This is a genomic window from Micromonospora sp. CA-248212 (assembly GCF_050948405.1).
Taxonomy (GTDB): domain Bacteria; phylum Actinomycetota; class Actinomycetes; order Mycobacteriales; family Micromonosporaceae; genus Micromonospora.
Window position 1 is genome coordinate 6,816,024 of the sequence record NZ_CP192023.1, and the last position, 24,982, is coordinate 6,841,005.

The 24,982-nt window shown below is 71.9% G+C and carries 23 protein-coding genes; 9 read left to right on the forward strand and 14 right to left on the reverse strand.

Going from position 1 to position 24,982, the window contains the following annotated elements; genetic code table 11:
- Window positions 1–38: 38 nt before the first annotated feature.
- The 3 genes from ACQP03_RS32090 to ACQP03_RS32100 all read right to left on the reverse strand — a co-directional run bounded on the left by ACQP03_RS32090 (window position 39) and on the right by ACQP03_RS32100 (window position 3,549).
- Entirely contained in the window at window positions 39–1,727 is a 1,689-nt protein-coding gene (locus tag ACQP03_RS32090) for a S8 family serine peptidase (protein ID WP_357392313.1), read from the reverse strand.
- Between the two features lie 96 nt (window positions 1,728–1,823).
- Window positions 1,824–2,546 carry an HAD family hydrolase gene (locus ACQP03_RS32095; protein WP_357392312.1) on the reverse strand — a complete coding sequence of 241 codons (723 nt, stop codon included), beginning with the start codon at window positions 2,544–2,546 and terminating at the stop codon, window positions 1,824–1,826.
- A gap of 46 nt (window positions 2,547–2,592) precedes the next feature.
- The gene (locus tag ACQP03_RS32100) at window positions 2,593–3,549 is read right to left on the reverse strand and encodes an EamA family transporter (RefSeq protein WP_357128758.1); all 957 of its coding nucleotides are present in this window, start codon (window positions 3,547–3,549) and stop codon (window positions 2,593–2,595) included.
- An 86-nt stretch (window positions 3,550–3,635) separates the two neighbouring features.
- Here ACQP03_RS32100 and ACQP03_RS32105 point away from each other — a divergent pair, with 86 nt between their 5' ends.
- On the forward strand, window positions 3,636–4,181 hold the full coding sequence (locus ACQP03_RS32105) for a CGNR zinc finger domain-containing protein (RefSeq protein WP_357392369.1): 546 nt from the start codon (window positions 3,636–3,638) through the stop codon (window positions 4,179–4,181).
- Here the strand turns inward: ACQP03_RS32105 and ACQP03_RS32110 are convergent.
- The 3 genes from ACQP03_RS32110 to ACQP03_RS32120 form a co-directional block, all read right to left on the reverse strand.
- Window positions 4,148–4,735: a GNAT family N-acetyltransferase gene (locus ACQP03_RS32110; RefSeq protein ID WP_357392311.1), complete on the reverse strand. Its 588-nt coding sequence runs from the start codon at window positions 4,733–4,735 to the stop codon at window positions 4,148–4,150. The two genes, ACQP03_RS32105 and ACQP03_RS32110, sit on opposite strands and share 34 nt — an antisense overlap.
- 179 nt (window positions 4,736–4,914) lie before the next feature.
- Entirely contained in the window at window positions 4,915–5,097 is a 183-nt protein-coding gene (locus tag ACQP03_RS32115; protein WP_357128752.1) for a DUF397 domain-containing protein, read from the reverse strand.
- Window positions 5,088–5,900, reverse strand: coding sequence for a helix-turn-helix domain-containing protein (locus ACQP03_RS32120; RefSeq protein WP_357128750.1), 813 nt, complete (start codon window positions 5,898–5,900; stop codon window positions 5,088–5,090). Before ACQP03_RS32120 ends, ACQP03_RS32115 begins: the two co-directional genes overlap by 10 nt.
- A 346-nt stretch (window positions 5,901–6,246) precedes the next feature.
- On the opposite strand from ACQP03_RS32120, the gene ACQP03_RS32125 reads away from it, so the two are divergent.
- Window positions 6,247–6,534 carry a hypothetical protein gene (locus ACQP03_RS32125; RefSeq protein ID WP_357392310.1) on the forward strand — a complete coding sequence of 96 codons (288 nt, stop codon included), beginning with the start codon at window positions 6,247–6,249 and terminating at the stop codon, window positions 6,532–6,534.
- Between the two features lie 37 nt (window positions 6,535–6,571).
- Here ACQP03_RS32125 and ACQP03_RS32130 read toward each other — a convergent pair whose 3' ends face one another.
- Window positions 6,572–6,994: a MarR family winged helix-turn-helix transcriptional regulator gene (locus ACQP03_RS32130; RefSeq protein ID WP_234583379.1), complete on the reverse strand. Its 423-nt coding sequence runs from the start codon at window positions 6,992–6,994 to the stop codon at window positions 6,572–6,574.
- Window positions 6,995–7,170: 176 nt separating this feature from the next.
- On the opposite strand from ACQP03_RS32130, the gene eno reads away from it, so the two are divergent.
- Window positions 7,171–8,478: a phosphopyruvate hydratase gene (eno, locus tag ACQP03_RS32135; protein ID WP_357128744.1), complete on the forward strand. Its 1,308-nt coding sequence runs from the start codon at window positions 7,171–7,173 to the stop codon at window positions 8,476–8,478.
- Between the two features lie 46 nt (window positions 8,479–8,524).
- On the opposite strand, the gene ACQP03_RS32140 is transcribed toward eno, so the two are convergent.
- From ACQP03_RS32140 to ACQP03_RS32160, 5 genes are all read right to left on the reverse strand, one after another.
- Window positions 8,525–9,934, reverse strand: coding sequence for a class II fumarate hydratase (locus ACQP03_RS32140; RefSeq protein WP_396832459.1), 1,410 nt, complete (start codon window positions 9,932–9,934; stop codon window positions 8,525–8,527).
- Between the two features lie 297 nt (window positions 9,935–10,231).
- A complete protein-coding gene (locus ACQP03_RS32145; protein ID WP_357128738.1) occupies window positions 10,232–13,210 on the reverse strand; it encodes an AfsR/SARP family transcriptional regulator in 2,979 nt (992 codons plus the stop codon).
- Between the two features lie 109 nt (window positions 13,211–13,319).
- A complete protein-coding gene (locus ACQP03_RS32150; RefSeq protein ID WP_357128735.1) occupies window positions 13,320–14,987 on the reverse strand; it encodes a fumarate hydratase in 1,668 nt (555 codons plus the stop codon).
- 114 nt (window positions 14,988–15,101) lie between these two features.
- On the reverse strand, window positions 15,102–16,547 hold the full coding sequence (locus ACQP03_RS32155) for a PQQ-binding-like beta-propeller repeat protein (protein ID WP_433459519.1): 1,446 nt from the start codon (window positions 16,545–16,547) through the stop codon (window positions 15,102–15,104).
- 103 nt (window positions 16,548–16,650) lie between these two features.
- Window positions 16,651–17,157: an Lrp/AsnC family transcriptional regulator gene (locus ACQP03_RS32160; RefSeq protein WP_357128732.1), complete on the reverse strand. Its 507-nt coding sequence runs from the start codon at window positions 17,155–17,157 to the stop codon at window positions 16,651–16,653.
- Window positions 17,158–17,287: 130 nt separating this feature from the next.
- Between ACQP03_RS32160 and hppD the strand changes: the two genes are divergently transcribed.
- The 6 genes from hppD to ACQP03_RS32190 all read left to right on the forward strand — a co-directional run bounded on the left by hppD (window position 17,288) and on the right by ACQP03_RS32190 (window position 23,277).
- The gene (hppD, locus tag ACQP03_RS32165; RefSeq protein ID WP_355050977.1) at window positions 17,288–18,493 is read left to right on the forward strand and encodes a 4-hydroxyphenylpyruvate dioxygenase; all 1,206 of its coding nucleotides are present in this window, start codon (window positions 17,288–17,290) and stop codon (window positions 18,491–18,493) included.
- 11 nt (window positions 18,494–18,504) lie between these two features.
- Window positions 18,505–19,329 carry an RDD family protein gene (locus ACQP03_RS32170; RefSeq protein WP_433459523.1) on the forward strand — a complete coding sequence of 275 codons (825 nt, stop codon included), beginning with the start codon at window positions 18,505–18,507 and terminating at the stop codon, window positions 19,327–19,329.
- A 37-nt stretch (window positions 19,330–19,366) separates the two neighbouring features.
- Window positions 19,367–20,392 (forward strand): RDD family protein, encoded by a 1,026-nt coding sequence (locus ACQP03_RS32175; RefSeq protein WP_396832463.1) that lies wholly within the window; start codon window positions 19,367–19,369, stop codon window positions 20,390–20,392.
- Entirely contained in the window at window positions 20,389–21,492 is a 1,104-nt protein-coding gene (hisC, locus tag ACQP03_RS32180) for a histidinol-phosphate transaminase (RefSeq protein ID WP_357128723.1), read from the forward strand. Before ACQP03_RS32175 ends, hisC begins: the two co-directional genes overlap by 4 nt.
- Window positions 21,493–21,626: 134 nt before the next feature.
- On the forward strand, window positions 21,627–22,181 hold the full coding sequence (locus ACQP03_RS32185; RefSeq protein WP_357392307.1) for a hypothetical protein: 555 nt from the start codon (window positions 21,627–21,629) through the stop codon (window positions 22,179–22,181).
- 127 nt (window positions 22,182–22,308) lie between these two features.
- Window positions 22,309–23,277 (forward strand): hypothetical protein, encoded by a 969-nt coding sequence (locus ACQP03_RS32190; protein ID WP_357392306.1) that lies wholly within the window; start codon window positions 22,309–22,311, stop codon window positions 23,275–23,277.
- Here ACQP03_RS32190 and ACQP03_RS32195 read toward each other — a convergent pair.
- Together ACQP03_RS32195 and ACQP03_RS32200 are read right to left on the reverse strand one after the other, a co-directional pair.
- Window positions 23,237–23,587 (reverse strand): LPXTG cell wall anchor domain-containing protein, encoded by a 351-nt coding sequence (locus ACQP03_RS32195; RefSeq protein ID WP_357128713.1) that lies wholly within the window; start codon window positions 23,585–23,587, stop codon window positions 23,237–23,239. The genes ACQP03_RS32190 and ACQP03_RS32195 overlap by 41 nt on opposite strands.
- Before the next feature lie 89 nt (window positions 23,588–23,676).
- Complete coding sequence (locus ACQP03_RS32200) at window positions 23,677–24,933, reverse strand: PQQ-binding-like beta-propeller repeat protein (RefSeq protein ID WP_433459527.1); 1,257 nt, start codon at window positions 24,931–24,933, stop codon at window positions 23,677–23,679.
- Between the last annotated feature and the right edge of the window lie 49 nt (window positions 24,934–24,982).

A 24,982-nucleotide genomic window follows, 5' to 3' on the forward strand; every position in this document is an offset into this window, starting at 1 on the left:
CGGCCGACCAGTGTCGACCGGGCCCCGCGGGCGGTGCGTTACGGGCGGGCGTTGAGCTTGAGCGGGGTCTTCACCGCCGCGTACGCGTCGACGATCCCGTACCCGTAGAAGCCGTTGAAGTTGAGCCCACCGGCGCAGTACGCGTCGTAGGTCTCGTCACGGCCCTCGTTGCGGTACTGCTGCAGGCGCGGCTCCGGGCAGGCGTGCTCGGCCGCCGTGCGGTAGAGGTGCTGCTCCACCTGGTCCGGGGACATGCCGAAGCCACCCCGGGCCTGCGGCTTGCCGTACCGGCTGACGATCAGCGCGGCCACCCCGGCGGCGTGCGGGGACGCCATCGAGGTGCCCTGCAGGTAGGTGTAGTAGCCGCACTCACCGTTGGCCTTGCACTGCTTGAAGACGGACTCCTCGAAACCGGCGACGATGTTGCCGTCGGCGTCGACCGAGCCCTCCTCCTGGAGCACGTGCTTCGGGTAGGACGACAGGATCATGTTGGCGTCGGTGCGGTACGTGTCCGTGCCGAAGCCGTCGCGGAACCAGCCGCCCGGCGCGGCGACCGAGATCTGCTCGGTGCCGTAGTTGGAGAAGTCCGACTTCTTGCCGGACGGGCCGACCGACGACACACCGATGACGTGCGGGCCCTCGGTGGGCAGGTCCCAGCAGCTGTTGTTGTCGATCGGGCGCGGGTACGGGTCGGCGCCGTAGTCCGGGCTGGACGTGTCGGTACGCGGCGCGCCCAGGTCCTCGTTGTTGTTGCCGAGCGCGCCGACCAGGGTGACGCCCTTGTTGTGGGCGAATTCCAGCGCCCGCTTCATGGCCTTGATGATGGCCCGCTGCTCGGCCTGCGCCTCGGGGGAGTCGGCCGGGTTGGCGGTGCAGTTGTAGAGCCACGGGTCGACGTAGAACGACATGTTGACCACGTCGATCCCGTTGCGGCCGGCGTAGACCAGGGCGTTGACGACCGGGTCGAGGAAGAAGTAGCCGGAGTCCTGGCCACCCTTGAGCTCGACCAGCGACACGTTCGGGGCGACACCGGAGAGGCCGAAGCCGTTGGCGGCGGCGCCGATGGTGCCGGCCACGTGGGTGCCGTGCCCGCCGTCGTCGGTGCCCACCGCGTCGAGGCAGCTCGGCACCTCGCAGGGGCCGTCCACGTCGATCCGGTCGGGTGCGAAGTTGCGCGACAACGCCCAGTTGAAGTTGGGCGCGATGTCCGGGTTGCTGGCGTCGACGCCGGTGTCCAGTACGCCGACGGTCACCCGACGGTCACCGGGCTCGATCTTGCGGGCCTTGTCGGCCTGGATCATCTCCAGGCCCCAGAGCTTGTCGTCGAGCGGGTCCATTTTGGCCCCGCGCCGGGCGGCAGCGCCGGCGGCGGCCTTGGTGGCGGCCGTCAGGTGCTCCTGCTCGACCCGGTCCAGCTTCGGCTTGCGGCCGATGGCCTTCTGCTCGGCGGCGCCGACCAGGGTCGGCGCGGCGGCGGCCCGGGACGCGAAGTCGGCCCGGTCACTGGTGACCTGGAACATGCCGACCTCGTCGGACGAGGACACCACCGTGCCGCCGGCGGCCCGGATGGCGGCGACCGCCGTGTCGACGGCGACCCCGTCCTCGGCGACCACCGTGAAGGTGCGGGACGTGCTCGGCGCGGCGCTGGCCGGTACACCCAGGCCCGCTGCCGTAAGTGCCAGTACCGCCGCGGTCGCGACGGCACCGACGGTGAAGCGCTTGCTCACCACATCGAATCCTCTCGTTGAGGGACGTGGCGTCATCACACAACACCTGGCGGGTTCCCGCCAGATGAACGTCCGTTATGCCGGTGAATCTGTTCTTCATCCGCCCTGGCCGACGCCCAGATCCACCCGGTCGGACGATGCCGCCGGCAGATTCGGCAGGACCGTGGGCAGTTCGGCCAGGGTGGACACCTCCGCGTCGGGGATGAGACCCGCCGGGCGGGGTAGCCCGTGCCGGTTCAGCCACACCGACCGCAGGCCGGCCCGTCGGGGCGCCACCACGTCGTGCTCCCACGAGTCGCCGACGTACACGATCTGCTCGGCGGGCACCCCGGCAGCCTCGACCACCGCCGCGTAGAACTCCGGGGCGGGCTTCTTGGGCAGGCCGTTCTCGTGCGCGTACAGCTCGAAGGCGAACTCGCCGGCGAGCCCGCAGCGTTCGGCGCGGCTGTTGCCGTTCGTGGCGAAGCCCAGGGTGTACCGGCGGCGCAGCGCCACCAGCGCCGGTGGGACGTCCGGGAACGGCCGGGTGAGGGCGAACCGGCGGGCAAAGAAGAGGTCGGCGATCTCGTCGAGGTGGTCGCCGAGGCCGGCGCGGGCCAGCGACCGGGCCAGCGCGGCGCGGCGGATCTCCATGACCGGGGCGGCGCTCAGCTCACCAAAGACCGCTCCCCAGTCGGATTCCAGCTCGGCGAGCGTCACGCCGGCCGCGTCGGGTGCGCGACGCCGCATCTCGTCGAGGACGGCCGCCAGCCCGCCGGTCACCGCGGGCCGCAGGTCGAGCAGGGTCTCGTCAGCGTCGAACACGACAGTGGTCAGCACGGCACCCACTCTCCCACCGCACGACGACCACACCGCGACAGCGACCTCACCGGGTGCCGGCCGCCAGCGCGGGCTCGGGCGCGGCGGGCGCGGGCACGCCGCGCAGCTCGTCGAGGCGTACCAGGGCGACCCCGGCGACGATCAGCAGGCCACCGAGGAGTTGCCAGGCGGTGGGCAGTTCGTCAAGGAACAGCCAGGCGATGAGTACGGCGAACAGCACCTCGGTCAGCCCGACGAACGACGACAGCCGGGGGCCGAGGATCCGGTTGCCGGCGATGCCGGCCAGGTACGCGATCACCGCGGCGACGAGGGTGAGCCCGACGATGGGCAGCAGCCAGGTGGTGCGCTGCCCGGCGAAGGTGACCTCACCGAACGTGGCACGCAGCGGCAGCAGCCCGGTCACCCCGATGAGCAGCAGCACGGCCGCGCCGACGGCCATCCCGCCGCTGGCCATGGCGACCGAGGGCAGTCGGGGGTCGACCCGGCCGGCGAGTACGAAGTAGCCGGCCAGGCCGAACGCGGCGCCCAGCCCCCAGAGCACGCCGACCGGGTCGAAGGCGGCGTTGCCGGTGAGGTCCAGGACGAACACCAACCCGCACAGCGCGGCGGCGGAGCCGGCCACGGTGAGCCGCCGGGGGCGCTGGCCGTGCCGCAGCCACATCCAGCCCACGACGAGGATGATGCCCAGGTATTCCAGCAGGAGCGCGATGCCAACCGGCAGGTAGCGCACGGCGTTGAAGAAGCACACCTGCGCCAGGGCGACCCCGAGCAGCCCGAACATCACGACTGCGGAGCTGTTGTCGCGCAGCACGTGCCACCTGCCGCGCAGCGCCAGCAGGGCGGGGATCGCGAGCACCAGGGCGGCCACCCCGACCCGGGCGACGACAGCGGCCTCGGCCGACCACCCGGCCTCGATGAGCGAGCGCGCGAAGGTGCCCGAGGTGGCGAACGTGACGGCGGAGAGCAGCGCCAAGGCGGCGCCGACGGCGGGTCGTTGCGGCATCTCGCGCTCCTCGCTGCGACACGTGTGTCATGGGCAAACTATCCTTGTGCCCATGACGCTAGGCGGCCATCGTGACAGGAGTCAAGTTGCTGTTCGCTCATGACACCGAATGCTCGCTGATCGCCGCCACCGCCCTGGTCAACACCGGAGGCCGCGACGGCGAGCTGCTACCCGACGTCGCCGCGCTGGACGCCTTCTTCGTCCGGCACACCTACAGCGGACGGCACGAGCACACCGACGCGGAACTACGCGCCGTACGACAGTTGCGCCCCCGCCTGCGCCGCATCTGGGACGCCGAACCGCCCGAGGTCGTCGACATCATCAACGGCCTGCTCCGCGAACACCGGGCGTTGCCGCAGCTCATCGAGCACGACGACGAGCCGTACCACCTGCACGCCGTGCCCCGCGACGCGCCGCTGGCCACCCGCATGGCGGTGGAGGCGGCCATGGCGATCGCCGACCTGGTCCGGTCGAGCGAGCTGAGCCGGCTGCGCATCTGCGAGCACCCGGACTGCGACAACGTCGTCGTCGACCTGTCCCGCAACCGGTCGCGGCGGTTCTGCGAGGCCGGCTGCGGCAACCGCGCCGCCGTGGCCGCCTACCGGGCCCGCAAGGCGGCCGGCCGGTCCTGAGCGACGTCGGCGGCCAGCAGCTCGTACTCCACCTCACCCTGCTCGGTCCCCGGGATCGGGTCGTCGAAGTCCAGGTGGAACGTCCGCACGTAACGCAGCCCCGCCTTCTCCATCACCCGGCGGGACCGCTCGTTCACCGCCATCGTCTGCGCCCACACCCGGCGTACGCCCACGACGTCGAGCGCGTACTGGACCAGCGCCCGGGACCCCTCCGTCGCCAGGCCACGCCCCCACGCCGCGCGGCGCAGCCGGTAGCCCAACTCGGCCTCCGTGCCGTCCGCCGACGGGTCGAGCGCGAACCACCCCAGGAACTCACCGGACGCCCGGTCGAGCGCCGCCCAACGCCCCAGGCCGGGATGCCGCTCGTACTGGGCGATCAGCCTCGGCAACTCCTCGTCCCGGATCGTCTCCATCGGGGTCGCGACGCCGCCGGTGAGGAACCGCATCACCTCGGGATCGCCGTCAAGCTCGACGAACGCGTCCACGTCGGCCATCGTCAACCGGCGCATCCGCAGCCGCTCGGTCGACACGCTCTCGCCATCGCCGTCCCACATGCCCGCATCATCCCGCCACTCGCGGACACCGTCGAGCCGATTACCCGCAGCCCGACGCCGGCCGCCGCAAGATCCACGCAACTTCGGGGATACTGCTGCCTCACGCCGCGCGGAAGCAGCAGTATCCCTGAAGTTGCGCAGGAAACCCCGCGACCACCGTCGCGGGGAGGGCGGTCGGGTCAGCGCGGGGGCGCGACCACGAAGAGCCGCCAGGAGTACGCGTCGACCACCAACACGGGTCCGTCCGGGTCCTTACTGTCCCGCACCCCGACCACGCCCCCCAGATCCGTAGCCACCTCGACGCACTGGTCGTTGGAACCACTGCGGCTACTCTTCCGCCACCGGGCTCGGGTCAGCTCCACGACTCCGCCACTTCTCTCAGCAACTCGATCGACTCCTGCGGAGGTAACGCCTGCCCGAGGGTCGCTTCCCAGGTCCACTGTAGGCGGAGCAGATCTGCCGGCAGATCGAGTTCCTGGCCGCCGATCTGACCCCCAAGGTAGGCAAGGTCGCTGTGGTCGGCAAGCGTGGCGAGTATGAACGGGCCGTTCAGGCCGGGATATTCCTCCGCGCTGCGCGGCACCACATGTAGCTGCACCCGGGGATGCTCGGTCCCCAACCGAGCCAGGTGCAGGGCCTGCTCACACATCACCTTTCGGCCGCCGACGCGCCGCCGCAGAACCGCCTCATCAACTATCGCGACCAGATGCGGCGGCCGGTCCTGGTAAAGAACCTGCTGGCTGTCCAGCCTGTCTGCCAGCCGCCGCTCCACTTCCTCGGCATCGAGCAGCCGATCGGACTCGAAGATCGCCCTGGCATAGCCCTCGGTTTGCAGCAGTCCCGGAATGTGCAGCGGGTCGAACCACCGCAACGCTCGTGCTTCCGCGAGGATCGCACGCCAACCCCGCAGCCAGACCTGCGCCCGGTCCAGGCTGACCAACTCGGTGGACATGCGGCTGAAGAGGCCGCCGGTGTCCAGGGCGCGGTCGAGGAGTTCCAGGTACTTCGCGGTGGGCGGCTGCTGGCCCAACTCGACCGCGCTGACCATCGACGGCGAGTAGTTGACCGCCTTGGCCAACTCGTCCTGGCTCCAGCCTCGGCGAGCCCGCGCCCGGCGCAGCTCCGCGACCAGGAACGCCGCCGCCGTCATCTGCCCATCGGCCATGCCCGACCACTCTCCAACCCGCCGGCGATCAATTCCAGCCGGCCAACAGAGCCGGCACCGCCCGGAAACAGGGCAGCCACGACAGGTCGGCCGAACCCTTCCGACCGTAGTCGTCCGATCACCAGACTGTGAAGTGCGACGCCGCTCCCCGTCCCCCGGGCCAGCGACATCGCCCGGGACCGCCCGAACCCCCGTGCCGGGCGGTCCCACCCCGCAAGATCGTGCTCGATCGTGGAAACAGTGGCCTCCGCACGTGCCGAGGCCACTACATCCAGGATCGAGCACGATCTTGATCGGGTGCGGGGGTGATGTCGCCAGCGATTCAGCTCGAAAGGACTCCCACACCATGACCCGGACCGTCTCGGACGACCGCGCGGCCGTACCCCGTCGACCGCACCTGCCGTTGCGGCCGTTGTGGCTCTGCCGGGTCTGCGCCGCGCCGTGGCCGTGCGCGCTGGCCCGACTCACCCTCCGCCAGGAGTACGCGCACGACCGGATCGCGCTGAGCATCTACCTGTGCACGGTCCTGCACGACGCGGCGGCCGACCTGTACCGGCTCAACCCGCACGACGGCCCGGCTCCGGCGGCGCTCTACGTCCGGTTCCTCGGCTGGGCGGCACTGCCCGAACCCTGACGTTCGTCGACGGCGGCCCTGCCGTCGACGGGAGCGTCTAACGCATGGCGAGCCGTTCCAGCAGGGCGGCGCTGCGTGCCAGCAGTGCCCGCTCCTCATCCGTGAGTTCCGCCTCGATGGCCTGGGCGAGCCAACCGGCTCTGCGGCTGCGCTCCGCCTCCAGGGCGGCCCGACCCGCGTCCGACAGCTCGACGAGCGACTTGCGGCCGTCCGTGGGGTGCGCCCGTCGCGTGATCAGCTTCTGTTCCATGAGCAGCCCCACCGCCCGCGCCATCGACTGGGGGCGTACGCGCTGGTCGGCGGCGAGGTCGCTGGTGGTCATGGCACCGTCGCGGTCCAACGCGCCCAGCACGGCGATCTGACCCAGCGGAATGCGGTCCTCGTGCTTGACGCGCCGGGTGAGCTTGCCCATCGCGGTACGCAGTTCGGCGGCGATGGCGGCGGCTTCCGAGGTGGGCACAGGGCACTTTACCCCGCTCGTCAGCGCTGTTGGGCAGCTGACCTGCACAGCAATACTGTTCAGCGGAGCTGTTCAGCATAACTGGTCAGCATTGCTGTAGGGTTTGCCGCTGTCGGGCCCAGCGCCAGCGTTGTCGCAGCTGGGGCCACGGCAGGCGACAACGAAAGGGACCTCCCATGTCCGCACCGGCAGCCGGAACCGTCACCACCACCATCGAGACCGTCACCGCCCGCCGCATCATCGACAGCCGGGGCAACCCCACGGTCGAGGTCGACGTCACGCTGGCGGACGGCTCGTTCGGCCGGGCCGCCGTCCCCTCCGGCGCCTCCACCGGGGCCCGGGAGGCCGTGGAGCTGCGCGACGGAGACCCGACGCGCTGGCACGGCAAGGGCGTCGACCGCGCGGTGGCCAACGTCAACGGGGAGATCGCGGCGGCCGTGCGCGGCAGCGACGCGGCAGACCAGGCGGGTCTGGACGCCGCACTGATCGCCCTCGACGGCACCGCCACGAAGTCCCGGCTCGGCGCCAACGCGATTCTCGGCGTCTCCCTCGCCGTCGCCAAGGCCGCCGCGGCGGCCCACCGCCAGCCCCTCTACCGCTACCTGGGCGGCGCCGACGCCCACCTCCTGCCGCTGCCGATGATGAACATCGTCAACGGCGGCGCCCACGCCGACAACCCACTCGATTTCCAGGAGTTCATGATCGTGCCCGTGGGCGCGGACACCTTCGCCGAAGCCGTCCGCATGGGCAGCGAGGTCTTCCACACCCTGCGCCGCGATCTGCTGGCCGCCGGGCACTCCACGGGCGTGGGCGACGAGGGTGGCTTCGCGCCCGAGCTGCGTACCGCCGAGGAAGCGCTCGACTTCGTGCTGACTGCCGTCGAGGGCGCGGGCTACCGCCCCGGCACGGACATCGGCCTCGTCATGGACCCGGCGTCATCCGAGTTCTTCCGCGACGGCGTGTACGACTACACGGGCGAGGGAGTACGCCGCACGCCCGCCGAGCACGCCGACTACCTCGCCAGGCTCATCGACGCCTACCCGGTCGTCTCCATCGAGGACCCGATGGCCGAGAACGACCTGGACGGCTGGCGCGAGCTGACCGCCCGTGTCGGTGACCGCTGCCAGCTCACCGGTGACGACGTGTTCTGCACCAACGAGACGCTGCTGAGCGAGGGCATCCGCACCGGCGTCGGCAACTCGGTCCTGGTCAAGGTCAACCAGATCGGCACCCTGACCGAGGCGCTGGCCACGGTGGCCACGGCCCAGCGGGCGGGCTGGACCGTCGTCATGTCGCACCGCTCCGGCGAGACGGAGGACACCACCATCGCGGATCTGGCGGTCGCCACCGGCTGCGGTCAGCTCAAGACCGGCTCGCTCTCCCGCTCCGACCGGACGGCGAAGTACAACCAGCTGATCCGGATCGAAGAGGAGCTGGGCGACTCGGCGCGCTTCGCGGGCCGCGCCGCACTGCTCCGGGCGTGAGCGATCGCGCCGCGCTTCGCCGGGCGTGAGCAGAGGGCGGCGCTGGTCAGGGGTGGGTCATCCGGAGCAGGTCGAGCACCTCGTCGAGCTGGGTCTCGGTGAGCTTGCCCGAGTCGACGTGGCCTCGGGCGATCACGACCTCCCGGATGGACGCCTGCTTGGCCAGCGCCTCCTTGGCGATCGAGGCGGCCTCGTCGTACCCGAGGTAGCGGTTCAGCGGGGTGACGATCGACGGCGAGCCCTCGGCGTACGCCAGACAGACCTCGGCGTCCGCGACCAGGCCGGCCACCAGACGGTCGGCGAACAGCCGACTCGCGGCGGCCAGCAGCCGGATCGACTCCAGCAGGTTGCGGCCCATCACCGGGAGCATGACGTTCAGCTCGAAGTCGCCCTGCGAGCCGGCGAACCCGACTGTCGCGTCGTTGCCGATGACCTGGGCGCAGACCTGCCGCATCGCCTCGGCGACCACCGGGTTGACCTTGCCCGGCATGATCGACGAGCCGGGCTGAAGGTCGGGGATGCGCAGCTCCCGCAGGCCGGCCCGGGGGCCGGAGCCCATCCAGCGGATGTCGTTCGCGACCTTGTAGAGGCCCACCGCGATGGTGCGGAGCTGCCCGGAGGTCTCCACCAGGGCGTCGCGGGCGCCCTGCGCCTCGAAGTGGTTACGGGCCTCCGACAGTGGCAGCCCGGTCGACTCGCGCAGCTTGCCGATCACGGCGGCGGCGAAGCCGAGCGGCGTGTTGATCCCGGTGCCCACGGCGGTACCGCCCAACGGCAGTTCGGCCAGCCGGGGCAGCGAGCCCTGCAACCGCTCGATGCCGTAGCGGACCTGGGCGGCGTAACCGCCGAACTCCTGCCCGAGGGTGACCGGCGTGGCGTCCATCAGGTGCGTACGCCCCGCCTTCACCACCGTCTCGAACTCGGCCGCCTTGCCCTCCAACGCCTCGGCGAGGTGGGTCAGCGACGGCAGCAGGTCCTCGGCGATGAACTGGGTGGCCGCCAGGTGGATCGACGACGGGAACACGTCGTTGCTGGACTGGGACGCGTTGACGTGGTCGTTCGGGTGCACCGGTGAGCCCAGCTCCCGGCTCGCCAGGGTCGCGATCACCTCGTTGGCGTTCATGTTGGACGACGTTCCGGAGCCGGTCTGGAAGACGTCGACCGGGAACTGGTCGTCGTACCCACCGTCGGCCACGTGCGCGGCGGCGGCGGCGATCGCGGCGGCCACGTTGGCGTCGATCACGCCCAGCTCGCCGTTGACCTCGGCCGCCGCGCCCTTGATCTGGGCCAGGGCCTTGATCTGGGCGGGTTCGATGCCCCGGCCGGAGATCGGAAAGTTCCGCACCGCGCGCTGGGTCTGCGCCCGCCACAGCGCCTCGGCGGGCACCTCCACCTCGCCCATCGAGTCGCGTTCGATCCGGTAACCGGTCGCCTCTGGAGTCGTCACGCGTACCATCCTGCCGCGCCCGTGGCCGAACCGCAGATGATCCGTCAGCCCAACTCGGCGACCGGCACCAGCCGACCGGCACGCAGCAGCAGCATCGGGAGCACGACGCGGTCCGGTGATAGTGATCTGAGAGCGGATCGAGTGTGGTGCACCGCAGACTTGTTCCAGGTTGGCGGTGACGACATCCGACGGGGGCGGTGCGACCGTCCCACCCCCCAGCGGGCGGGCGTACCGATGTCGGTGGAGGTGCTACCGACGGGCGAGGCGCCAGGCGGAAGCCTGGCGCCTCGTCGCGTCACCCACCGATCAGTGTGGGTCGATGGCGAGCAGTCGCTCCACCTCGTGCCGGTCCGGCACGTCGATCTGCTGGTACAGGGACAGCGCCCGGGTCAGGTGTGCGCGGGCCGCCGCCGGATCGGTCGTCAGCAGGCACCGGCCGATGCCCTCCAGCGCCCGGCCCTGCTCGTAGCGGGCGCCCAACCCGGTCGCGTCGGCGAGCACCCGGCGGTACAGATCGAGGGCACTGGTCACGTCCCCCTGAGCCAGGATGGCCCGGGCCAACAGGTTGCGCGAGCCGCACTGGGCGACGCGGTCACCCACCTCGGTCATCGCGACGAGCGCCGAACGGTGCAGGTCGGCGGCCCGCTCCGGACGGCCGGCCTCGCGCTCCATCATCCCGATCTCGTTCAACACCTCACCCTCACCGAACCGGGCACCCACCTGCCGCTTCAGGCGCAGCGCCGCCCGCAGCAGCCGGCCGGCCGGCCCCACGTCGCCCATCCGGTGCCGGGCCATCCCGAGGTGCCCGACGGCGTTGGCGATGCGGCGCGGCTCGCCGATCTCACGGGCGACGATCAGGTGCTTGCGGGCCGTGAACACCGCCTCGTCGAGCCGACCCCACAGCAGCAGGCTCATCGACAGGTTGTTGAGTTCGTTCGCCAGCGCGTCGTTGTCGGGCATCCGCGTCGCCATCGCTCGGGAAGCCTCGTAGGCATCCCGGGCCCGCTGGAACTCGAAGTTGGCGGCGTACGAGGTGCCCAGATTGACCAGGGTGTTGCGGACTTCGCGACGCAGACCGAGCCGGCGGAAGATGTCGAGCGACATCTCCATCACCCGGATCGACTCGGGAAAGTCACCCAGCCGGTAGTGGGCCGAGGCGAGATAGTTGAGCAGCGTCGCCTCCGCCCGCTCGTCCCCCAACTCCTCCGCGGCGCGCAGTCCGACGGAGTGCGTCTCGATCAGCTCGTCGAGACGGCCGCTCTCGAACTGGGCGTACCAGCACGCCCTGGTCAACTGCCAGCAGTAGTGCGGGAACCCCTCCGTCTCGGCCAGGCGGACCAGGGCCGGCCACAGGGACACGTTCTCGTCGACCCAGGCTCCGCCCTGCTCGGCGACGATCGCGGCCAGGTCGGCGCGGAGCGGCTCGGCCACCACGAGCTGCGGACGAGAGGCGGAGAGTTCCCGCTTGCGGGCGATCGCGAGGGCGACCTGCAGATGGTGATCGAGGAGTCGCTCGACGCCATCCCGGCGCTCCACCGCCCGGTCCGGATCGGCCATCAAGGTCCGGGCGTACTCGCGGACGAGGTCGTGCAACCGGTACCGACCCGGCTGCACCTCCTCCACCAGGTGCGCGTCGACCAGCTCGTCCAGCAGATCCTGCGCGCCGGGAAGGGACAACTCGGCGAGGACGGCGGCGACCGAGGTGTCGAACCGTACCCCCGGGTGCAGGCCCAGCAGCCGGAACGCACGCTGCGCCGACGGCGACACCTGGGCGTACGACAGAGCGAAGGCCCGGCCCACGGACCGTTCGCCCGCCTCGAGCTCGGCCAGCGGGTCGGGTCGACTCGACAGCCGCTCCGCGAGGTCGGCGATGCGCCAGCGGGGCCGATGCGCCAGGCGAGCGCCGGCCAGCCGGATCGCCAGTGGCAGGTGACCGCAGCGCCGCACCATCTCGGCTGCCGCCTCCGGCTCGGCGGCAACCCGGTCGGAGCCGACCACATGCCCGAGCAGTTCGACCGCCTCGTCCCGGTCGAGCACCGGCAACGACAAGGGCCGTCCCTCGTCCACGCCGACCAGCCGGCGACGGCTGGTGACCAGGACCAGGCAGTGCGAGCCGTTGGGCAGCAGCGGTGTCACCTGGCCAGCGGTGGCGGCGTTGTCCAGCACCAGCAGGGCCCGCCGACCGGCCAGCTCGGTGCGCCACAGCGCCAACCGGTCGTCCTGGCTCGTCGGCACCCGGTCGGCGGGAACACCGAGCTGCCGTAGCAGGGTTGCCACCGCCGCCGACGGCGTCAACGGGGTGCGCTCGCTGTGCCCGTGCAGGTCGATGTAGAGCTGAGCGTCCGGATAGCTCTCCGCGAGGACAGTCGCGACGTGCACCGCCAGCGTGGTCTTGCCGCTGCCCGCCATGCCGTCGATGAGCTGGATCCGCGCACCGGCCTCCACATCCTTCAGCAGACGCGCCAGCGTCTGCTGCCGGCCGGTGAAGTCGCCGATCGCCCGGGGCAGCGAGCGCACCGGCGCCACCGACCGGACCTCCCGGCCGGCCAGCGCGAGGTCACCGGCCAGCACCCGCTGGTGCAACTCCTGCAGAGCGACACCCGGTTCGAGGCCCAACTCGTCGGCGTAGAACCGACGGCCCTCCCGGTAGACCGCCAGCGCGTCGGCCTGCCGACCCACCGACGAGAGCGCGAGCATCAGTTGCCCCCGCAGCCGATCCCGCGACGGATACACCTCGACGCTCTCGGTCAACTCCTCAATCAGCTCGGCGGCCCCCCCGAGGCGCAGCTCGACGTCGACGCACTCCTCCAGCACCGTGAGGCGCTGCTCGTCCAGCGTCTGCGCCCGGCGACGGACACTACGGCTGGCGATGCCAGCCAGCGCCGGGCCCCGCCACAGCGCCAGCGCCGCCCGGTAGTGCGTACGGGCGTCGACCAGACGACCGGCCGCGCCCGCCGCCCGAGCCACCTCCACCCCCCGGGTGAACAGGTTCGCGTCCAGGTCGGCGGGCTCGATACGCACGCCGTAACCGGCGGGATCGGTGACGATGGTCCCCGGGGTGAATCCCAGCTCGGTGAGGCGACGCCGCAGCCGCGACACACACGTCTGCAACTGGGCACGGGCGGTAGCCGGAGGATTTTCCTCCCAGACCGCGTCGACCAACTCGTCGACCGGCACCAGCCGGCCCGCACGCAGCAGCAGCATCGCGAGCACGACCCGGTCCCGACCTGCCGTGACGGTGGATCCACCACCGACACGCAGAGACCCCAGGATCCCGAACCGCATCTACTCCCCCGCGTCGATCACACAACCAACCAGCAGAGTAGTCCGACGATCACAGCTCGACGCAGGCCGACCACCGACGTGAGAGGCGCCTCCTCGCGGGACGGAGCGGTCAGCGGCGGCCGATGGTGAGCACCGGCTTGGTGACCTCGGCGAAGAAGTCGTTGCCCTTGTCGTCGACCACGATGAAGGCGGGGAAGTCCTCCACCTCGATCTTCCAGACGGCCTCCATGCCCAGCTCGGGGTATTCGAGCACCTCGACGTGCTTGATGCAGTCCTGGGCGAGGCGGGCCGCCGGACCGCCGATCGAGCCGAGGTAGAAGCCGCCGTACTGCTGGCAGGCGCGGGTCACCTGACCCGACCGGTTGCCCTTGGCCAGCATCACCTGCGAGCCGCCGGCGGCCTGGAACTTCTCCACGTACGCGTCCATCCGGCCGGCCGTGGTCGGGCCGAACGAGCCCGACGCGTACCCCTCGGGCGTCTTCGCCGGGCCGGCGTAGTAGACGGCGTGGTCGCGCAGGTACTGCGGCATCGGTTCACCGGCGTCCAGCCGCTCGGCGATCTTGGCGTGGGCGATGTCCCGGGCCACGACGAGCGGGCCGGACAACGACAGGCGGGTCTTCACCGGGTACTTGGACAGCTCGGCGCGGATCTCGTCCATCGGCCGGTTGAGGTCGACCCGGACGACCATCTCGGCGTCGAGCGCATCGTCGGTGACCTCGGGCAGGAACCGCGCCGGGTCGGTTTCGAGGCGCTCCAGCCACACGCCCGACGGGGTGATCTTGGCGACCGCCTGTCGGTCCGCCGAGCAGGAGACCGCGATCGCCACCGGGCACGACGCGCCGTGCCGGGGCAGCCGCACCACCCGTACGTCGTGGCAGAAGTAGCGCCCACCGAACTGCGCGCCGATGCCGAAGTTGCGGGTCAGCTCCAGCACCTGGGCCTCCAGCTCCAGGTCGCGGAAGCCGTGGGCGCTCATCGAGCCCTGCGTCGGCAGGGCGTCCAGGTACTTCGCGGAGGCGTACTTCGCGGTCTTCAACGCGTACTCGGCGGAGGTGCCGCCGATGACGATGGCCAGGTGGTACGGCGGGCAGGCCGCGGTGCCGATCAGCCGCAGCTTCTCCTCCAGGAACTGCATCATCCGCGTCGGATTGAGCAGCGCCTTCGTCTCCTGGTAGAGGTACGACTTGTTGGCCGAGCCGCCGCCCTTGGCCATGAAGAGGAACTTGTACGCGTCCGGGTGCCCGTCCGGGTCCTCGGCGTACAGCTCCACCTGGGCCGGCAGGTTGCTGCCGGTGTTCCGCTCGTCCCACATGGTCAGCGGGGCGAGCTGGGAGTAGCGCAGGTTGAGCCTCGTGTACGCCTGGTAGACGCCCCGGGAGATGGCCTCGGCGTCCGCGCCATCGGTCAGCACGTGCCGGCCACGCTTGCCCATCACGATCGCCGTGCCGGTGTCCTGGCACATCGGCAGCACCCCGCCGGCGGCGATGTTGGCGTTGCGCAGCAGGTCCAGCGCGACGAACCGGTCGTTCGACGACGCGGCCGGGTCGTCGATGATCGCCCGGAGCTGCGCCAGGTGCCCGGGGCGCAGGAAGTGTGCGATGTCGTGCATCGCCTCGGCGGTCAGCGCGGTCAGCGCGGCCGGCTCCACGGTGAGGAAACGACGACCCCCCGGGCCGTGCACGACGTCCACGCCCTCGTCGGTGACCAGGCGATATTCCGTCTGGTCGGGGCCGGTCGGCAGCAGGGGGGCGTACGAGAATGCGGCGGCACTGCTCATGAGCGGCAAGCCTAGGGCAGACCGGTCGATCATTCCCACCCGCCGGGCTGGGTCTGGGACGCCGCTCTCATCCGCCGAGGTCGGCAGCGCTCAGCGCCCCGAAATCCCACCCGCTCAGCCGTCCTTGCCGCCGTCCGGTTCGGTGCACAACTCACCCTTGGGACCGCAGTCGCCGTTGCCGTCACCCGACCCCGGGCGGGTGCCGCCCGGGCCGGGGTTGCCGCCGTCGCCGGGCTGCGGGACGGGGGCGCCGGGCGTGGCGCCGAAACGGACGTACCCGATCTCCCGACCCTCGCCGATGATCATGCCCTGCGAGCCGACGGCGAGTGCGTTCGCCGAGGTACGCAGGACGGCCAGCTCCCGCCCGGTGCGCGGGTCGAGGGCGACCAGCCGCGACGGCTTCTCGTCCGCGAGCACCGCCGCGTACGGGGTGAGCGCCGCGCCCGCCTTGGCGCTGGCCGGCCTGGTCCACCGCACCTTGTCGGCGCCGAGTTCCCGGGACACCACCGAGCGCTTGTCGGCGGAGCGGAACACCGCGTAGCGGTCGTCGACGGCGACGAGCTTGGTGCTGGCCTCGCCGACCCAGAGCAGCCGTCCGTCGTACCCGTCGATGACCGCCTCGCGGCCGTCCGGGCCGACGCCGATCAGCACGTTCCGCGCGCCCTGCGGGTCCTCGCGCTGGACGCAGCCGGCGGTGTCGGCGGTGCGCAGGTTGACCCCGGCCCGCTGCCACGCCTCCTGCCCGGTCGCCGGGTCCCGCGCGGAGATGGCGAAGTAGCAGGTGCCGTCCTGGGAGCGGGCGGCGATCCGCAGCATCCGGCCGCCCACCACCGACAGCCGCTCGTCCCGGCCGGGCTCGACGTTCTGCAGCACGCGACCGGTGGCGGTGTCGACGACGTGCACCCGGCCGTCGACCGGGAAGCCGAGCAGCGGAGGTGCCGCCTCGGCCCCGGCCACTCCGTCGTCGATGCGGGTGGCGGCGAGCCGGCGTGTGCCGCGCAGGCCGGGGTTGTCGGCGAGCAGGCCGCTGTGCACCCCGGGCAGGAAGGCCGTCCACAGTGGCTTGGTACCGCGCGGGTCCCACGCGCTCAGCGTGCAGTCGGTGGCGTCCGTGCAGCGGGCGTCCAGCAGCAGGTTCCGGTACGTCCAGACGGCCACCGCGTCGTCGTCGCGCCGTCGGACCGCCCCGGTGGTCGGGTCGAGCAGTTCGTACCCCTTGACCAGGAGCTTGCCCACGGCGACGACCGGATCGCGGTCGCCACCCGCGACCGCCGACCAGTCCGCTTTGCGTTCCCAGAGCTGGGCGCCGGTGGCCAGGCTGCGGGCCTCCACCCGGGTACGCTGCTCGACCACGACGGTGTCGCCGGCGATGGTCACGCTGCGCGGGGTGCCGCCGACCCGCTGCTGCCAGACCACGTCCGGCTCGGAGATGGGCTCGCTGCGGTCCACCCAGTCCCAGATACCGGGGAACGGGTTCCAGACGCCGGTGGCGGCGAGGGCGACGACCACGGCGAGGCCGGCCAGCAGCCCGACGCGCACGCTCCCCTTCGCCACCCGCACACCGTAGCCACGATCACGGATCTTCCGTACGCCCGCGCCGCCGTGTCGCCGCGCTTTCTGCGGCGGAAGGTGTTAACGGGGTGCCCTTCCTCTACCGCAAGCGTTAGGAAGGTGCCCTTCCTTCAGCTCGGACGGCGCTGCGGATCAACGGCAGCGTGCGGTAGGGGATCTGCTCCGCCAACGCGATGATCGTCGACGCGCGGGTGATGCCGGCGAACGAGACGATCTGGTCGATCACTCGTTGCAGGTCCGTGTTGGAGCGGGCCACGATCCGGCAGAGCAGGTCGCTGGAGCCGGTGATGGTGTGCGCCTCCAACACCTCGGGGATCGCCGCCAGGTGGGCGGTGACCGGGTCGTGGCCCTGCCGTTGGCTGATCTCCAACGTGACGAAGCTGGTCACGCCGAAGCCGATCGCGGCCGGCGAGATCTCCGGACCGAAGCCCCGGATGACACCCCGCTCGATGAGCTTGTCCAGCCGGGCCTGCACGGTGCCCCGGGCCACGCCGAGCCGCCGCGAGCACTCCAGCACCCCGATCCGCGGCTCCTCGGCGAGCAGTTCGACCAACCGGACATCGAGCGCGTCGAGCTGTACAGCCTGCCCACCATTCATGGGTTCAGACCATACCGAATGCGCAACCTGACCAGCCTTTACGTTGACAGTTGCCCACTCGATGCCCGTCCCGCGATCCTTCGGTCAAGAACCGGCCCACGAGGCCGGCCGGTACGCGAGGGAGGCCACCATGACCCAGGCGATCGACCGACCCCAGTCGACCGAGGACGTCGACATCGACCGGCTCGTCGGCGCTGTCGACCACGACATCAGCCACGACCCGTTCCCCGTCCGTGGGCTCGACCACGTGCACTTCCTGGTCGGCAACGCCAAGCAGGCCGCGCACTACTACTCCACCGCGTTCGGGATGACCTGCGTCGCGTACCGGGGCCCGGAGCAGGGTTACCGCGACCACGCCCAGTACGTGCTGACCAGCGGCTCGGCCCGGTTCGTGCTGACCGGCGCGGTGCGCCCGGACGCCGACGGCGCGGAGCACGTGGCGAAGCACAGCGACGGCATCAGCGACATCGCGCTCGAGGTGCCGAACGTCGACGCCGCGTACGCGCACGCCGTCGGCCAGGGCGCCACCGGCGTCGTCGAGCCGCACGACGTGACCGACGAGAACGGCACCGTCCGGATGGCCTCCATCGCCGCGTACGGCGACACCCGGCACACGCTCGTCGACCGGTCCCGCTACCGCGGCCCGTTCCTGCCCGGCTTCGTGGCGCGCGGCCCGATCGTCGACCGGCAGCCCATGATCGACGCCGGCATCCAGCCGAAGCGGTTCTTCCAGGCCGTCGACCACGTGGTCGGCAACGTGGAGCTGGGCCGGATGGACGAGTGGGTGGAGTTCTACAAGCGGGTGATGGGCTTCTCCAACATGGCGGAGTTCGTCGGCGACGACATCGCCACCGACTACTCGGCGCTGATGAGCAAGGTCGTCGCGAACGGCACCCGCAAGGTGAAGTTCCCGCTCAACGAGCCGGCCATCGCCCGCAAGAAGTCGCAGATCGACGAGTACCTGGAGTTCTACCAGGGCCCCGGCGCCCAGCACATCGCCGTCGCCACCAACGACATCGTGGCCAGCGTCGACGCCATGCGCGCCGCCGGCGTGGAGTTCCTGGACACCCCCGACTCGTACTACGACGACCCGGAGCTGCGGGAGCGGATCGGCAACGTGCGGGTGCCGATCGAGCAGCTCAAGGAGCGCAAGATCCTGGTCGACCGGGACGAGGACGGCTACCTGCTCCAGATCTTCACCAAGCCGGTGCAGGACCGCCCGACCGTCTTCTTCGAGCTGATCGAGCGGCACGGCTCGCTGGGCTTCGGCAAGGGCAACTTCAAGGCGCTCTTCCAGGCCATCGAGCGGGAGCAGGAAGCGCGCGGCAACCTGTAACACTGTCGAACGTGACGCAGCCTCCGTCGTACCCGACGCCGCCGGCCGGTGGGCCTCCGCCCGCCGCCGGCGGCGTCGCGCCATCGCCCGGCCCACACCCCCAGGGGTACGGCGTGCCGCCGCACCAGCCCCCACCCGGGTACGGCGTGCCGCCGCACCAGCCCCCACCCGGGTACGGCGTGCCGCCGCAGTACGCCCCACCCGGGTACGGCGTGCCGCCGCACCAGCCCCCACCCGGGTACGGCGTGCCGCCGCAGTACGCCCCACCCGGGTACGGCGTGCCGCACTGGCCGGTCGCCCAGCCCGCGCTCAGCCCGGCCGGCCAGCCGCTGGCCAGCTTCGGTGACCGGCTGCTGGCCTGGCTCATCGACGGGGCACTGGCGAGTGTCGTGTCGATGGTGCTGTTCCTGCCGGTCTTCCTGGTCCTCTGGTGGCAGATGTTCAGCGAGATGACCCGGACCAACCCGGACGGCACTCTCGTGGAGCCCGACCCGGCCACCGTCTTCACCGACTTCTTCCTGCCGCTCCTGCTGGCGGAGCTCGGCGTCTTCGTCGTGCTGCTCGGGCTCTACTGGCTCTACCACGTGGAGTACCTCAAGCGTGGCGGCCAGACGCTCGGCAAGAAGATCATGAAGCTGCGCGTGGTGCCGCTCGATCCGAACCGCACGCTGGACCGGCGGATGGCCGGCCGCCGGTGGCTCGTGCAGTACCTGGCCTGCTCGCTGGTCCCCGGCCTGAGCTACGTCGACGGCTTCTGGCAGCTCTGGGACAAGCCCTGGCAGCAGTGCCTCCACGACAAGTTCGCCGCGACGGTCGTCGTTAAGGTTGCCTCGTGAGCGAGCGAACCAGCAGGTACGGCAGCGGAGCGTCGGCGTGAGTGTGGAGCCCGGCTGGTACGTCGACCCCGCCGACCGCGAGACCCGTCGTTACTGGGACGGCGAGGGTTGGCTCGGCGCGGCCATCCCTGTCGACGCGACCCCGCCCGACGGACCGCCCCCACCCGAGCCGCCGCCCGTACCGGTCACCCCGGCCGGCTCTCCCTCGGCGGAGACCCCGCCGGGCTGGCCGCCGCAATCCGGCCAGCCAGCGCACCCGGGACCCGGCCCGCAGTCCGTCCCGCCTCCGGGTTGGGGTCCGCAGGGCGGTCCGCCTCCCGGCTGGGGTCCGCAGGGCGGTCCGCCTCCCGGCTGGGGCCCACAGGGCGGTCCCGCCGGTTGGAGCCCGCAGGGCACCCCGCCCGGTTGGAGCCCGCAGAGCGTGCTGCCCGGCTGGGGTCCCGGCTGGCCCGGCCGTCCACCGGAGCCGCGCCCGCACGGGCTCAGGTTGGCCGGTTACGGCCGGCGGCTGGTCGCCCGTTTGATCGACTTCGCTGTCGTCTTCGCGCTGAACGTGCTCGTCAACGGCTGGTTCGTCTGGCGGTGGCTGGAAGAGCTGACGCCGTACTGGCGGGAGGCGTTCCGGCGTGGGATGGAGGGCAACACCTCCCGCGAGGGACTGCCGCCGATCAGCGAACAGGCCGGGCTCCTCCAGGTGGCGATCGTGGTGATCGCCACCGCGCTGTGGCTGGCGTACGAGGTGCCCGCCATGGCCGGCAACGGGCAGACCATCGGCAAGCGGGTGATGCGTATCCGCGCCGTCCCCATCGAGGCCGACCAGCCGTTGGGCTTCGGCCGGGCGCTGCGCCGATGGACGACGCTGGGCATGTCCACCCTGCTCTGGCCCTGCTTCGGGATCGGTCTGCTGGTCCAGCTCATCGACTCCGTGTCGCCGCTCGTCGACCACCCGCTGCGCCGCGCGTTGCACGACCGGGGCGCGCTGACGGTGGTCGTCGAGGTTCCCGCCACCACCGGTCCCCCCGCCTCCGACGATCACCCTCAGCCCTCGGGAGACACCCCATGACCGACTCCGGACGTCACCAGCCGGCGGTGCGACTGACCCGCGCCGACCTGGACGCGCTGCCCAGCTACGTCCCCGGGCGCAGCCCCGCCGACCTGGCCCGCGAACTGGGTCTGCCGGAGGCCATCAAGCTCGCCAGCAACGAGGTGCCGTACGGGCCGCTGCCGGGCGTGGTCGAGGCGGTCACCGAGGCGGTCAGCGGCTCGCACCGGTACCCGGACATGGGCGTTGTCGCGCTGCGCGACGCGTTGGCCCAGCGGTACGGCGTGGACGCCGACCGGATCGCCACGGGCTGCGGGTCGGTGGCGCTCGCCGAGCACCTGGTGCGGGCCACCTGCCTGCCGGGTGACGAGGTGCTGTACGCGTGGCGGTCGTTCGAGGCGTACCCGATCATCGCGGCGACCAGCGGCGCGACCAGCGTGCGGGTCGCCAACGACGCCGGGCACGGGCACGACCTGGCGGCCATGGCGGCGGCCGTGACCGACCGGACCCGGATGATCCTGGTCTGCAACCCGAACAACCCGACCGGCACGGCCGTCCGCCGGGCCGAGCTGGACCGGTTCCTCGACTCGGTGCCGGACGACGTGCTGGTGGTCATCGACGAGGCGTACCGGGAGTTCGTCACGGACCCCGAGGTGCCGGACGGCCTGGACTACCTCGGTCGGCCGAACGTGGCGGTGCTGCGCACCCTGTCCAAGGCGTGGGGCCTCGCCGGGCTGCGGATCGGCTGGCTGGTCGCGCAGCCGGCGGTGGCGGCGGCGGTCCGCAAGGTGGTGACGCCGTTCTCCACGAGCACTGCGGCCCAGGCCGGCGCGCTCGCGGCGCTGGCGCAGGCCGACGAGATGGAGCGCCGGTGCGCGCTGGTCGTCGCCGAGCGGGACCGGGTCACCGAGGCGCTGCGCAAGTTCGTGCCCGACGTTCCGACCAGCCAGGCGAACTTCGTCTGGCTGCCGCTGGGCGACCGGGCCGTGGCGTTCGGCAAGGCGTGCGAGTCGCGCGGGGTGATCGTGCGGCCGTTCGCCGGGGACGGCGTCCGGGTCACCATCGGCACCCCGACCGAGAACGACGCGTTCCTGGCCGCCGCGGAGGCGGCGCTGACCTGAGCGAACGCGGTATGACCAACCGGTGACATAAGAGCTGTTTGTCTGGTTTTGCACGGTATTTGCCCTATCTTCCGAAGTAGCCGGCGCGGCGCGGACCCGTGCCGGCTCACTTCGAGAAAACGGGGTAACGAACAGTGCGTACTGCCAAGATCTGCCTCGCCGGAGCAGCCGCGGTGGCGGCGGTCGGCTTCCTCGCGGCACCCGCCGCCGCGGCACCCACCGACACCACGACCACCACCTTCGAGGTGCTCGCCGGCACCCTCGACATCGACGCGCCGGCCACCGCCGACCTGGGCACCGGCGCACCCGGTGGCACCATCACCGGCCAGCTCGGCACGGTGACCGTCACCGACTCCCGGGGCTCCGCCGACGCCTCCTGGGTCGCCTCGGTGACGGCGACGGTCTTCCAGACCGGCGGCGGCTCGCCGCCCGAGACGGTTCTGCCGTCCGAGATCGACTACTGGTCCGGTCCGGCGACCGCGACCACCGGCGACGGCACCTTCACCCCGGGGCAGGTCACCGCCGGGGACGCCGCGCCACTGGACAGCACCACCCCACTCACGGCCTTCACCCACACGGGTGGCACGGGCGGCAACACCGCCGCCTGGAACCCCACCCTGGTGGTCAACGTCCCGCTGGACAGCATCGCGGGCGTCTACACCGGCACGGTGACACATTCGGTGGCGTGACCGCCGGGGGCGGTCGACCATCGCGGTCGCGCTCGCCCTGTTCTGCCTCGCCGGTCCGGGTCTGTCGACCCGGGCCGGCGCGGCCGAGCCGGACGCGGGGTCGGACGAGGGCAGCATCGGGATCCGGTTGCTGGAGGCCCCGACCGACCGCCGCGACGACCCGCGGGCACTGCGCTACATCGTCGACCACCTACCGCCGGGCACCACCATCAACCGGCAACTGCTGATCGTGAACCGGACCGGCGAGCCGCGCCGCGTCGACGTGTACCCCGCGGCAGCGACCCTGGAGGGTTCGGCCTTCACATTCGGGGAGGGCAGGGCGGCCAGCGAGCTGACGTCCTGGACCACGGTCGACCGCGACACCGTGGAGTTGGAGCCGTGGGGCGAGGCACGGGTCCGGGCGACCGTCACCGTGCCGACGGCCGCCCCCCGGGGCGAGCGGTACGGCGTCATCTGGGCGTCCACCACCTCAAAGCCCCGGGCGAGCGGCCAAGTCACCCAGATCCACCGGGTCGGTGTTCGGATGTACCTCGACATCGGCCCGGGTGGCGAACCGGCCTCGGACTTCACGATCGGCGACGTGCGCCCGGCCCGCGGTCCTGAGGGCGTGCCCACGGTGACGGTCCAGGTCACCAACACCGGCGGCCGGGCCATCGACCTGACCGGCACGGTCAGCCTGAGCGACGGGCCGGCCGGCAGTCGAGCCGGGCCGTTCCCGGTCGGGAAGGGCGTCACGCTGCCCCCGGGCGGCTCGGGACTGGTCGTCGCCCAGTTCCCCACCGAGCTGCCCAACGGCCGCTGGAAGGCCGAGGTGAACCTGGAGAGCGGGCTGGTGAAGCGGAGCCTGACCGCGCAGATCGAGTTCCCCGACCCCGCTGCGGCCGGCCGCAAGGGCAGCGTCGTGTCCCGCCTGCGCTCTCCCTGGGCGGTGGGAGTTGTCGTCGCGGCGCTGCTGCTGACGACCGGTCTCGCCGTGCTCGTGCGCCGCCGCTCCCGCCGGACCCCTGCCGCCGCGCACCGCGAACACGTTCCGGCCGACCGGCAGGCGGGCCACGTCAGCTCGGTCGGCGGCGACGGGCGGCCAGCCAACCGATGACCACCAGCGTCATCCCCACGGCGACGAGGAGCAGAATCGACCCGTTCGGGCCGGTGACCGGCAGGTTCCCACCGTGGCTGGGCGTCGGGGTGGGCTGCCGGGTCGGCGGGGGCGTGGTTGGGGTGATGGTCGGCGATGCCGGCACCACCTCGAAGGTGACACCGGTGTCGTCCGACGGCGCCACCCGCACCGCGGCAACCGCGCCTGCCGGCGGCCCGCCCGGCAGGAGCGCCGATGGCACCGTGCTCACGAGTCCGGTGGCAGCGGCGAGCACACCACCGACCAACCACCTGGTTGCCCTGCTGGCCATGTCGACCCCTCCCACCCAGAAACCTGAACCGTGAGAAAAGTACCTTTTCCGGACAGATGTGGTGAAAGATTCGGAACCCGGTGCCCCGATCAGGTGGCGGCCAGGATCACCGCCTCCGAGGTCAGGTAGTAGCGCTGGTCGTCGCCGTCCGGATCGACCGGCTCGCGCAGCCGCTCCATCGCGACGTAGCCGGCCTCGGCCCAGACCGCCCCGGGCGTCCAGCCCGTGCCGTCCGAGCCGACGTTGAGCGTGCTGCGGGACAGCAGACGCCCGGTCGCCGGGTCGAGCGTCACCAGGTCGTTCCCCTCGGTCAGCAGATGCACCCGGCCGGGCTGGGCGGCGAGCACCCGCGCCGGGCCCAGGCCCGCAGAACGCCACAGCTCGGCACCCGTACGCGCCGACCGACCCACCGCTACCCCGTCGACGACACCGACAGCCTGTTCGCCGACCACGACGACGCCGGCCGGGTCCAACGCGGGCGCGGCCACCGGCTCGCCACCGCCCAACGCCCAACCCCGGCCACCGGCGTCACCCGGACCCGCCGTGCGTAGGGCCAGACACCCCGACCGGCCGGTACGACATCCGAGCGGGGTGACCACCAGGTGATCCGGGTCGCCCGGGGGTCGCCAGCGCTCGCCCACCAGGCCCGTCGCGGCGTCCCGGAACTCGATCGTGGCCGGGCCGGAGCAGGTGTCCAGTCCGATCAACTGCCCGGTCGCCGTGGTGCCGACGTCGCTGCGGCAGTCGCCGGGCAGGTCGGTCCGCCACAGCTCCCGACCGCTGGACACCTCCACCCCGCTCGCCCGCCCGTTCCCGGTGACCGTCAGCACGGTCCGGCCGTCCGGGAGGTCGGTGAAAAGGAGCCCGCTGGGGTTCCAGACGATGGCGGCACCGGTGCGCCGGACCACCGCCGTGCTCGCAACGGGCACCGGCCCGTCGGCCCGCCAGCGGACCCGCCCGGTGGACGCGTCGAGCGCGACCAGCCGGCCGTCCGACCAGCGGCTGACCACGATGGCGCCGCTCGCCACCACCCCGGTCAGCTCCGCCGGCCACCGCCGGTACGACCAGTAGGGGGTGGTGCGGTGCCGCCAGTCGACCGGCCGGTCGGCGTAGACCTGGCGGTGGGCGGCGTACACCCGCAGCCGCCCGTCCACGATCAACGGGGCGACCGGGAGACGGCCGATCACACCGGCCGCGGGTTGGGGCGTCGCCGGATAGTCCGCTCGGGCGGGCGTACTCACCTCGGCCGGCGCGAGCACCCGGTGGACGACGACCGCGACGGCCGCCACGGCGAGTAGCACCGCCACCGCCAGCACGAGCCGTCGCCGGCCCCTCGGGAACCCCATGCCGCACCTCCGCCCGGCACCCTACCCAGCGCACTGGGTCGGAGCCCGG

Bases quoted from the DNA above. Each gene is read 5' to 3' on its own strand.
- ACQP03_RS32140 (WP_396832459.1), bottom strand. From the start codon at position 9,934: ATGGTACGCGTGACGACTCCAGAGGCGACCGGTTACCGGATCGAACGC.
- ACQP03_RS32125 (WP_357392310.1), top strand. From the start codon at position 6,247: ATGACCCGGACCGTCTCGGACGACCGCGCGGCCGTACCCCGTCGACCG.
- ACQP03_RS32150 (WP_357128735.1), bottom strand. From the start codon at position 14,987: ATGAGCAGTGCCGCCGCATTCTCGTACGCCCCCCTGCTGCCGACCGGC.
- ACQP03_RS32145 (WP_357128738.1), bottom strand. From the start codon at position 13,210: ATGCGGTTCGGGATCCTGGGGTCTCTGCGTGTCGGTGGTGGATCCACC.
- eno (WP_357128744.1), top strand. From the start codon at position 7,171: ATGTCCGCACCGGCAGCCGGAACCGTCACCACCACCATCGAGACCGTC.
- hppD (WP_355050977.1), top strand. From the start codon at position 17,288: ATGACCCAGGCGATCGACCGACCCCAGTCGACCGAGGACGTCGACATC.
- ACQP03_RS32160 (WP_357128732.1), bottom strand. From the start codon at position 17,157: ATGAATGGTGGGCAGGCTGTACAGCTCGACGCGCTCGATGTCCGGTTG.
- ACQP03_RS32110 (WP_357392311.1), bottom strand. From the start codon at position 4,735: ATGTGGGACGGCGATGGCGAGAGCGTGTCGACCGAGCGGCTGCGGATG.
- ACQP03_RS32200 (WP_433459527.1), bottom strand. From the start codon at position 24,933: ATGGGGTTCCCGAGGGGCCGGCGACGGCTCGTGCTGGCGGTGGCGGTG.
- ACQP03_RS32120 (WP_357128750.1), bottom strand. From the start codon at position 5,900: ATGGCCGATGGGCAGATGACGGCGGCGGCGTTCCTGGTCGCGGAGCTG.
- ACQP03_RS32100 (WP_357128758.1), bottom strand. From the start codon at position 3,549: ATGCCGCAACGACCCGCCGTCGGCGCCGCCTTGGCGCTGCTCTCCGCC.
- ACQP03_RS32195 (WP_357128713.1), bottom strand. From the start codon at position 23,587: ATGGCCAGCAGGGCAACCAGGTGGTTGGTCGGTGGTGTGCTCGCCGCT.
- hisC (WP_357128723.1), top strand. From the start codon at position 20,389: ATGACCGACTCCGGACGTCACCAGCCGGCGGTGCGACTGACCCGCGCC.